The organism is Polaromonas sp. P1_E3 (assembly GCF_056405935.1).
This window is the reverse complement of the sequence record NZ_JBFUBD010000400.1, coordinates 1-2,389: the sequence shown is the minus strand read 5'-3', so window position 1 is coordinate 2,389 and position 2,389 is coordinate 1. Positions and strand designations below refer to the sequence as shown.

1 protein-coding gene is annotated in these 2,389 nt (G+C 59.8%); it reads right to left on the bottom strand.

The window, feature by feature from the left end:
- Positions 1 to 1,948 (bottom strand): TonB-dependent receptor (locus AC1D0Z_RS19765; RefSeq protein WP_477659879.1); only part of this gene is annotated, 1,948 nt, incomplete at its 3' end.
- Between the last annotated feature and the right edge of the window lie 441 nt (positions 1,949 to 2,389).

The window sequence follows — 2,389 nt, the reverse complement described above, 5'->3', positions numbered from 1 at the left end:
CCCCGACCGGTGTCTTCCCGAGCGTTGCGGCGCTGTTCGTACGGGTCAGCCTGGCATCCATCAGGGTGAGGCCGCCCAGCAGGCGGACGTGCGGTGCCGCCTCGCCGAACATATTAAGTTCAAAGCCGCGATTGCGCTGCTCGGCATCGACTGCAAACACGTTCCCGGTCAGTTGTCCGCTGGGTTTTTCAATCTGGAACAGGCTTGCGGTGGTGGTCAGCGAACCTTGGTCGAACTTGACACCGACCTCATGCTGCCTGGACTTGTAAGGCGCAAACACCACGCCGGCATTGGAGGCCGTCTGCGGCGCTACATCGCCCTTGCTCAGGCCTTCGATGTAATTTGCATAAAGCGAAACGTTCTTCCAGGGTTTAACAACCAAGCCCATCAATGGCGTGACGGCGGTCTTGTCATACGACGACGTGAGGGCGCTGGTGGCGGGGTCGAAGTTGTCCGATTTGACCCGTTGCTGGCGCGCACCGACGGTGAGCAGCAGGCGGTCATCAAGCATCGACAACGTATCGGTAACCGCGACGCCGCTCAAGGAGGTCTCCGAGATCTTCGAAACCTGTGTGGGCGCAGCGACGTTCTGCTCGGGTCGTRCCACCGGCGAATAGATATTTGAGAGCACAGCCGCGCCATTGGTGGAACCACGGTCCAGGCGGTCCCGGTAGGTGCTGACCTGCAAGGTCACCGCGTGCCGGACGGTGCCGGTGTCGAAACGGGCCCGCAGGCCGGTGTCGGCACTGACACGGTCAATGTCAAACTTGAAATAGGCCGGCACGGTGCTGGTGTCACCTGCGGCATTGAGAATGGTCGATGTACCGAAAAGCCGCGCCACGGTGGTCTTTCCTCCCCCAGCGTTGGCGAAAAGGGTCAGCTTGTCGCTGAGCTCGTACTCCGCACGCAGCAAGGCCGATTGGTCTTCGACCTTCGACCACTCCCAAGCCTGTGTGACATTGCGCCGGCCATCCGGCGCAGCGGGCAGCATACTGGCAGCAGGCAACAGGAACGGGCGCGACGGCGCGTCAAACCGCTCCACCTGGCTGATGAGGTCCAGTGATGCGGAAAGCCGCTCGCCCTGAAAGTCAAGTGCGGCAGCGCCCACTGTCGCCTTCCGCGATTGCTTGTCGACCGCAGTGTCGCCCTGCTGGTGGCCGGCATTGACCCGCAAGCCAAACTGACGGTCCGCGCCAAAGCGGCGGCTCACATCGACATGGCCCCCGGCCTGCGAGCCAGAAGCGTAGTCCGCCGTAAACCGGGTCAGGTCGGTTCTGAGCGCACGCTTCGGAACCACGTTGATCACACCCCCGATGCCGCTGTTCGGCGACATGCCGTACAAAAGGGCGCCGGGGCCTTTCAAAACCTCCACGCGTTCTATGTAATCGGTAAAGAGCCGGTAGTTAGGCGCCACTCCGTACTGCCCGTCAAATGCGATCTCGCCGACATTGCCTTCTCCGATCGGAAAGCCACGAATAAAAAAGGCATCCAGCAAGCCGCCCGTCTGACCCGTTGAGCGGACGGAGGAATCCGCAGCCAAAACATCCGCGACTGTGCCCGCCTGCCGGTTCTGAATCATCTGCGAGGTGTAGCTGCTGACACTGAAAGGCGTTTTCATGGTGTCGGTATTGCCAAGCACGCCCAGCCGGGCACCCCGCGCCGATTGACCGCCGGCATATGGCGCCGGAAGACCGGCCGCCTGCTCCTCGCGGACCGTGACCTCAGTGAGGGTTCTGGAGCTCTGCACCTTGGCTTCCCCGGCCCCGTCAGCGGCAGAGGGCACTGTTTGCGCCTGCGCCTCACCCAGAAAACTGATGCCCAGCAGCCCCGCGACAGCCACGCGCCTGGCAGAGGCCACTGGATCTGCAAGACCCGACTGCGAATACGGCAAAAAAAGCGGGGCAAAGTCAGAGAGACGAGGGTAGTACCCGGTGAGCATGATGCGCATGTCCTTTTTATTGTTCGAGATGAAGATAGAAAACGTAGAAAGCCAGAAAGCCCAAATCAATCGCCGTTTATCTTAATTTAAATGAGAATGATTTGCACTAAGATTTGCATATAAAAAGCAACCGCTTGTTTTTCCAACTGATGAGATCAATCAATACGCAGGCAGTCTTGCCCAGCAGAGATTCGAAAAAGAGGCGCCTGCAAGCAGGCTGAGGCATGTGAACGCCGCTACGGATGCGAATCAGCAACGCACGCGGTATCCATAGCCGATGCAGTAGTCGCGGGAAAACACAGCGGCACCTCAGACAGCTTCACGCCAGGCTGTTACCTGCAGGAAGCCGGATCAGATCAGATATGAGCGCGCAAGAACTTTCGAGGAATGCAGTGAGGCAAACCAGGCGGCATAACATCCATGCGCGGCAGGATTTCGGCGGAGGTTGCC